Source organism: Stieleria sp. (genome assembly GCF_041595215.1).
Taxonomy (GTDB): domain Bacteria; phylum Planctomycetota; class Planctomycetia; order Pirellulales; family Pirellulaceae; genus Stieleria; species Stieleria magnilauensis.
On record NZ_JBFHKV010000332.1, the window covers coordinates 1 to 7,800 of the forward strand.

Annotated in this window: 4 protein-coding genes; 2 read left to right on the top strand and 2 right to left on the bottom strand. The window is 60.2% G+C overall.

The window, feature by feature from the left end:
• Positions 1–361: 361 nt before the first annotated feature.
• Complete coding sequence (locus ABX749_RS14315) at positions 362–934, top strand: hypothetical protein (RefSeq protein ID WP_372896574.1); 573 nt, start codon at positions 362–364, stop codon at positions 932–934.
• A gap of 273 nt (positions 935–1,207) precedes the next feature.
• Here ABX749_RS14315 and hydA read toward each other — a convergent pair whose 3' ends face one another.
• Together hydA and ABX749_RS14325 are read right to left on the bottom strand one after the other, a co-directional pair.
• Complete coding sequence (hydA, locus tag ABX749_RS14320; RefSeq protein WP_372896575.1) at positions 1,208–2,629, bottom strand: dihydropyrimidinase; 1,422 nt, start codon at positions 2,627–2,629, stop codon at positions 1,208–1,210.
• A gap of 69 nt (positions 2,630–2,698) precedes the next feature.
• On the bottom strand, positions 2,699–6,754 hold the full coding sequence (locus ABX749_RS14325) for an FHA domain-containing protein (protein WP_372896576.1): 4,056 nt from the start codon (positions 6,752–6,754) through the stop codon (positions 2,699–2,701).
• Positions 6,755–7,221: 467 nt separating this feature from the next.
• On the opposite strand from ABX749_RS14325, the gene ABX749_RS14330 reads away from it, so the two are divergent.
• Positions 7,222–7,602 (top strand): TraR/DksA family transcriptional regulator, encoded by a 381-nt coding sequence (locus tag ABX749_RS14330; RefSeq protein WP_372896577.1) that lies wholly within the window; start codon positions 7,222–7,224, stop codon positions 7,600–7,602.
• Positions 7,603–7,800 lie beyond the last annotated feature (198 nt).

Genomic DNA, 7,800 nt, shown 5'->3' on the forward strand with positions numbered 1-7,800 from the left:
ATGGGGGCAAAACGATGGGGGCAGAATGATGGGGGCAGAATGATGGGGGCAGAATGATGGGGGCAGAATGATGGGGGCAGAATGATGGGGGCAGAATGATGGGGGCAGAATGATGGGGGCAGAATGATGGGGGCAGAATGATGGGGGCAGAATGACGGGGGCAGAATGATGGGGGCAGAATGATGGGGGCAAAACGATGGGGGCAGAATGATGGGGGCGGAATGATGGGGGCGGAATGATGGGGGCAGATTTGACGCCGGGTTGCGATCGGCCTATAAGCTTGCGCACGGAAGTTCAAGCCGCCGCCCTGGGGAAGGGGCTGCCGGCGTTCCCCCGGAAACCGAGTCGAATGTGACGTCCCGTGAGCTTTTTTAAGATCGAGCAATACGCGCAGTCCGCCGAAGGGATTGTCTTCGACTATTCCAACGCGCCGTTCAGTCTGCTGTTTGTTGGCGGATTGTTGGTGTTGTACGTCGTGATGGCGGCGCATCGGACGCGTCGAGGCCAATGGTCCAGGTCTCAGTGGCAGAAGATCGCGATTGAATTCGGGGTTCCAACGGTTTGTGTTGCGATCGTGGTGGCGATGTCGTACGAGCGGCAAACGCTTGTCGGACGGTTCGATGCAGCCGACGTGGTCCGCAGCGATCGATCGGTGTTCCACTGGATGGCCCCCGAGGTTTCTCGAATCCCGGTCGCGGACGTGCGGGCGATTCGCATCGACAGTGTCGATTGGCAGAACACACGCAACGGCAGCCCCGATGGTCCTGTGCGAACGACCTATTTCATTCGATTGGACGTCGCCGGAGAACGGGTGATTCTGCTGGTGGGCAGCTCACGCGACAGAGTGCACACCGAAACGGTCGCAGGCCAGTTGGTCCGCTTTCTTCGCGCCCATCCCGATCATCAACCGCGCGGGTTCTACGAGCGGTTGTAGGGCCGACCCGAACGGGTTGGGGCTTCCGTTATCCGTTAGCGGCAGGGCGCGAGCCCTCCGGTTTTCAACGCTGGGATCGGACGGCTCGCGCCCAATACCGCTCACTCGAGATTGATGGGCGCCCGGACGCTGGCGCGAACCGGCTGATGTCATACGAGTATCAGCCGTTTGGCGCGAGCCTACGGGCCCTGCGCTGGTCAAAACTTTGTCGATTGAGCGGTATTGGGCGCGCGCCGTTCCGCTATCACCTTCAGGGCTGCAGCTGCTGATGCGTCACGGCGTAGCCATTGAATCGACGTCGCTGCCTTTCGTCGACCGGGCGACTTGTCGTCCGTGACCGAGGGTGCCGGTGAACTGGCCGTCGCGAACGGAGACTTTTCCGCGGCAGGTGACGACGGCGGGGCGGCCGATGATCGGAAAGCCTTCGAATCCGTCGTAGTCGGTGTTCATCGTGTGTGTGGCCGCCGAGATCGTGCCTCGGTAGTCCGGATCCCAAATCACCAAGTCGGCGTCGCAGCCCGGTTGGATGCTTCCTTTGCGGGGGAACATGCCGAACTGCTTTGCCGCCGACGTCGACAGCAATTCGACGAAGCGGTGCAAGTCGATACGGCCGGTCGCAACGCCGTGGGTGTACAGCAGCGTGGGACGATGCTCGACCGACGGGATGCCGTTGGGGATTTTGGTGAAGTCGGATTCAGGCGGCTTACCCATCTCCTTTTGGCCGACAAAGTCGAAGGGGGCGTGATCGGTAGCAACGGTGCAGATCACACCGGACCGGAGCGCATTCCAAAGGTAATCTTGATGTGAGAGATCGCGGATCGGGGGACTCATCACATACTTGGCGCCTTCAAAGTTCGGACGTTCGGCGTAGGTCTTGTCGAGTACCAAGTACGGGATCACGGTTTCGAGTTTCACGTCGACCCCCTGGACTTGAAACTTCAGTGCCGCTTCGACGGCGTCTCGGCAGGACGTGTGGACGATGTAGCCGGCCGCACCGGTCATCTTCAGGAACGTACAGAAATGGTGCACCCCTTCGGCTTCCACGGCGACCGGACGCGAGGGTTCGTGAAATTCCGGGCCGGTCTTGCCTGCGGCAACCAGTGACGTTTGCAGCTGGGCGACCAGGTCGGCGTTCTCGCAGTGTGCCGTGACCACCACGCCCAAATCCTTTGCCAGGCGACAGGTGCGATAGAGTTCCTCGTCACTCACACCGAACGCGCCTTTGTAGGCCAGGAAAACTTTGAACGACGTGACGCCATCGGCAACGATGCGCCGCAGCAGTGGCTCGGTCGTCTCGTCAAACCGAGTGACGCCCATGTGAAACGAGTAGTCGCACGCCGAGAGGCCTTCCGCTTTACCTTTCCACAACTGATAGGCATCCCAGGGGTCGTCTTCGCGTGCCGGACAGCACATTTCGATCAGCGTGGTCGTGCCGCCGACCAGTGCGGCACGACTGCCGGAGTCGTACGTGTCCTTGGCGTAGGTCCCCATGAACGGCAAGTAGATGTGGACGTGTGGGTCGATGAAACCCGGAAACACATACTTGCCCTCCGCGTCGATGATCTCCACATCGCCGACGTCCGAGGTGTCGATCACGGGGGCGATCCGGTAGATCGATTCGCCTTGGATCAAGATGTCAGCGACATAACGCTGGTCGGGGGTGATGATCGTGCCGTTTTGGATCAACAGTGACATCGTACGAATGCTCCCGGCCGTGCTCGGTCCGAAAAGATCTTAGCGATTGGAAAAGCGATCCGTCGGGAACTATTCGTCAGCCAAGTCGTCGTCGGCCTCTTCGGCGGTTTGCTGGTCCGCCAGCGCCAAACGACGTCGGGCATCTCTCGCCAGCACGTAGCCTTCTTGCCCAAACACACCGGCGAGCACCAGGAACGCGCCGACCAATCCGAATTTGATTGTCCCCGACCACGTGACGAAAATAAAGGCGGCGATCCCCATGGTGGCGAACCCGAGAGCCAAACCGCCTTTGAGTGCGGCTTTCATCTGGGTGTCACGCGCCTGGATTCGAATGCTGCGTGAGACGGCATTGCGGGCCGACTGGTTGGCCAATTCACGCATCGCCGAAAGGTTGCGCGATAACTCCGGCGCTTGCGAACGTGGAACCAACGGCACGCTGTCCTTGATCGACGGTTCGACCGGATGTGACTGTTCCAACTCCGCTTCGTCCGATTCGTCCAACTCCATCGCGGAATCGTCTTGTTCGGTTTCGGCGACGGGAACGCTGGGCGGCGCTGGCGGAGCAGGCTGCTTCGGTTGATCTTCGCCTTGAACGCGTTGCAACAAACGGCTCATGTAGGCTTCGATCGAATCGTCTTCCGGCCCGTCGTCCGCGGCCACCACGGTGTCGTGTTCGGACACCAGAGCGGTCTGCGACGTGAATTCCTCTGCGGCGGCGTCGCGGTCGAGGTCGTCTTGCGGCTGATCGAAAGATTCCGCCAGACCGGTCGCGTCGTTTGCCAGTGGTTCGTCCTGGTGGGGAGACTCCAGGCTCCAGGCGTCGGATTCGCCATCGGATTCATCGGCGGAGAACTCAATCTCGCTGTCCATCACGAAAGTCGCGTGATGGCCCTCCTCGACGGAGTCCTCGGATTCCGCTGATTCAGCGGAGACATCGTCGGCGTAGGAGTTGTCCTGATAGGAGTGATCGTCATACGAGCTTTCATCGTATGCGTTTTCTTCGTCTGCGTTCGCATCGCTGTGTTCTTGCGGTGCTTCGTCGTCGCCGGCCAAGTCACGGATCAGCATCGCCGCCAGGCTTCCGGCGGGTGGTTCAGCGTCCTCGACGGTTTGGTCTTCCGCGACCGCTTCGTCTTCTTCGCCGTGAAGCAGTGAATCCAGCCCGGATGATACGCTGTCGTTCCCGTCGTCGGTGACACCGTCCCACTGCTGTGTCGCCTCATAGTCGTTGGCTTCACCGGATTGCTCCGCATCGGTCTGCCACGATGACTGGTCCCATGCATTCGCTTCCAGGCCCGCCTGTTCAGGTTCGGCCTGTTCGGGTTCTTGATCGAGCACCTGTTCGGGTTCTTGATCGAGCACCTGCTCGGGCGACTGTGTGTCGTCATCGCTAGACGACTGGACATCGCCGCCGGGCATGAAGGCGGACCAATCCAGTGGCGACTCTTGTTCGGTCGTCGATTCACTCGAGAAGTCGTGTGCGATGTCGACGTCCGCCATGTCGCCGGCCGAAGGATCGGTGTCGCTATGGTCTTGGGGGCCATGGTCTTGGGGGTCTGCCCAGGCCGATTCTGACTGCGGTGCTTCGTAGTCCGAGATGGCTTGTTCGACGTTGTGTTCGATCTCATCGATCGCGCCATCGATCGCCTGCTCGGGCAATTCATCGTGCCAGGAAACGCTTTGATCGGTTGCCGCTTGACCTTCGGACGGTGTTTCCGCGGTGGCGTCGGAGGCTTGTGGGTCGTCGGCCGTGGGATCGGCCGCATCGGAAAGCGATTCGGTTTGCGACCAATTCACCGGCTCTGATTCGCCGCCTTCGAGAGAGCCGTCGTCGTACCCTTCCTCGTATCCCCGTTCCTCGTACAGATGGCTGCTTTGTTCGACCGATTGTTCGGACTCCAACCGCCAGCGATTTTCACCCGACTCGACAAATTGTTCCGTTGCTGGACTGGGGCTGTTGGCCGGTTCCAAGTCGGTTGCCTGAGCGAATCCCTGGAGATGTGCTTCGGCGGTTTGCTGTGCCGAGGCGATTTCATCACGCAGTTGTTCGATCTCGTGACGCAGCGCCGACTCGCTTTCTTGTCGCTCGGTTTCCAAACGCGAAACGGTTTCGGCGTGTGTTTCTCGCAACCGCTCGATTTCCTGGCGGGCCGAATCGAGTTCCTGTTCCAGGATCCGGAACTGTTCCGAATCGATCACCGCCTGGTTGGACGTTTCGTGATCGTCGTCGCCGGAGGAGGATTGCGCCAGCTCGTAGGAGAGCGCTTCGTTAGCGGATTGAAGCTGGCCGAGTTCGACGTTTGCCGCGGCCAGTTGGATCGACAGGTCTTCGATCGTCTGCCGCAGCTGGTCGCATTCTTGCGTCCAGGATTCTTGCTGCGCCGATTGATTGTTTTTGGTTTGGTCGACCAGCAATTCGAGCTGTCGGATCGACGCGTTGGCGCCTTCTTGGTCGATCCGCAACTGGGACGCTTCTTGCGTCGCTTCGGTGACGTTTTCTTGCAACTGGCGAATGTTCTCGCGCAGTTCTTCGGCAACGGCTTCGGCATCGGTGCGGGCCGCTTCGGCGGTTTGGCGAGCGGCCTCGGCTTGGGCACGGGCTTCGTCTGCCTCGGCCCGGGCCTCTTCGGCGGACGCATGCTTGCGATGCAGTGCGGCGATTTCCTCGTCCGTCGACCGCTCGCTCTCTTCACGATTCTCTTGAATCTTGGCGAGTCGTTCTTCGAGTTCGGCGATCCGTTTTTCGTTGTACGCTTGTTCTTCTTCGGCAGCCCGACGCGATTGTTCTGCGTCTTCGCGCGTCGCCTGAAGCTCCTGACCGGTCGCGCGCAGCTTCTCGCTCAACTCATTCTGGCACTGTTTGCTCTCCTCACGGATGCGGGCCAGTTCTTCGCGTGTGGATTGTAGATCCGCCGACACTCGCTCCAGTTCGCTCTCGGTCGCCTGGCGTTTGGCTTCGCTTTCGGCAACGCTGTCGATCGCTTGGTCACGCGCCGCTTCCAGTTCACTCCGCAGTCGCTCGTGCTCTTGTTGTTCACGCTTCTCGCGGGCCTGCAACTCGCTGTGTCGTTCCCTCAGTTCCGTCAGTTGTTCGCTGAGCGTGGAAAACTCATCGCGCATCCGACCGACGGCATCGCTGGCCGATTGAGCCTGTTGCTGGGTTTGTTCCAGCTTTCGCTGCGCCTCGGCGGCATGCTCGGCATACTGCTCTTCACGCTGTTGCCATTCGGCCTGGCGTCGTTCGAGTTCCGCTTGCCGCTCACGCAACAAGTCACTCTTGTGCTGCAACTCGGCTTCCTTTTCTTGCAGCGCCTCGCTGGTTTCGATCTCTCGCATCCGCAGCGATTTCAGTTCTTCCTGGGTCGCCGCATAGGTCTCTTGGATCTCGCGGACGGCAGCTTCCTGGGCCAGCAGATGGCTTTCGCGATGCTGCAGGGATTCGGCGCGACTCCACAGCTCCGTTTCGCGGCCGTGCAATTCGGTCTCGCGTTGATCGCAACGGCTCTCGCGCACTTCGCATTCGGCGTGCCGCGCATGCCACTGCTGGCTCAACTGAGTCAGCCGCTCGTGCAACACCGATTCGCGGGTTTCCAACGAGGCGTGTCGCGGTGCGGACGATTCGGGTGCGGCAAGCAACTCGAATCGATACTGGCCCATGCGGATGATGTCACCCAGGCGAAGCACCGATTCGGTGACCCGGTTGCCGTTGCATTCCAGCGGCACCGAATAGGCGCGCATCAAAATTCGGTGTGCGTCACGCAGCAGGACGGCGTGCATGGGGCGGAGCGATTCATCATCCAGCCGGATCGAGCACCCTTCGCCGCTGCCGAAGGTGTAGCGGTTGCCGGTCAGTCGCAGCCTGCGGACCGGAGCGCCGGGGCGAATCACACGGAACTCCAAAGCCGTCTGGCCCGTCGCCGGAATCGACCGCGATCCCTCCAGCGACGCTCCGCCAGCGGTCAGGCCGCCGAGCCGCGGCAGCGTCTCGGTCAACGCGTCGGGGATGATCCCGATCCGCGAGGAGTCGTCGTCGCGCAGGTGTCCCGCCGAGGCCACGAACTTGATGTCGTGGTTGGACTGATGCAGATCGGTGGGGCTCGAGGGGCCGTCGTTTTGGTCGTTCATCACGACACGTTCCTTGCGTCTTTGCTTGCAAAATTGCCTGGATGGGGTCGTTGCCGACAGACAAGACCGTTTTCAGAGTTTCGGACAGAGCGGTCGCTGGGGTGAACCAAAATCACCTGATCTGTGCGGTTTCAGTTCTCAACGGTCGTCCAAGCGGCTCTTGAGGGTGGTGGGCGGACCCCAACGCAAACTGTCTCGTCGCAAAAGCGGATTTGGAGCGAGCGAAATTTGCGGAATATCGCAAAAATGGTTGCTCTGGCGCCCTTGATGGGGCATAAGGGGGAATTCGTTGTCTTTCAAGGGTGACTTTACGAGCGGCGCCTCTACTATTTCACAGCGGTGGTTGCCAAGTTTCAGTTCAATTGGTAGGCGAATTGCGGAACTAAAGGCTGGCAGGGCTCGTAAGACCGACAGGCATACATAGAGATTTAGGTGATCCGATGGCAAGAAAAGACTCAATTAAGAAATTGCGAGCGACTCTCCTGAAACGACGCGACGCATTGATTCGGTCCGCCATCGGCGACCTCAGTCTCTTGCAGGGCAAACCGTCCAAGACCGGTGACGTCCTCGATGCGGTCGCCGACACGGTGCAAGCCGAATTGAACAGCCAGCTGTTGGAGGTCGAGGGGCGCGAGTTGGAGGCGATCGATGCCGCGATCCAGCGGTTGGACGAAGGCAAGTACGGAGACTGCGAGAGTTGTAAAAAGCCGATCCCACTGACGCGGCTTCGTGCGGTGCCGTACGCGCGAGAATGTATCGGTTGTCACCGACTTGCCGAGAAACGCAAGTCCCACCCGGCGGCGATGATGAGCCGGATGTTTGATTCCTACCAGGCCGACACGGCTTGACCGTATCGGTTGTGACCATTGCGTCCTGCTGTGACGGCCGAGATGCTTCGATGAAAGTCGAATCATTCGGCCGTTTTTTGATGCGCGGGCGATGACGATTCTGACTTCTCGCCGGACGAGGGATAGCGAACCGGACTGACGAAAAGTTCCTTGCCGCAAAACGACGATGCGTACAAAGCGACGCCTCCCCGTCGAACC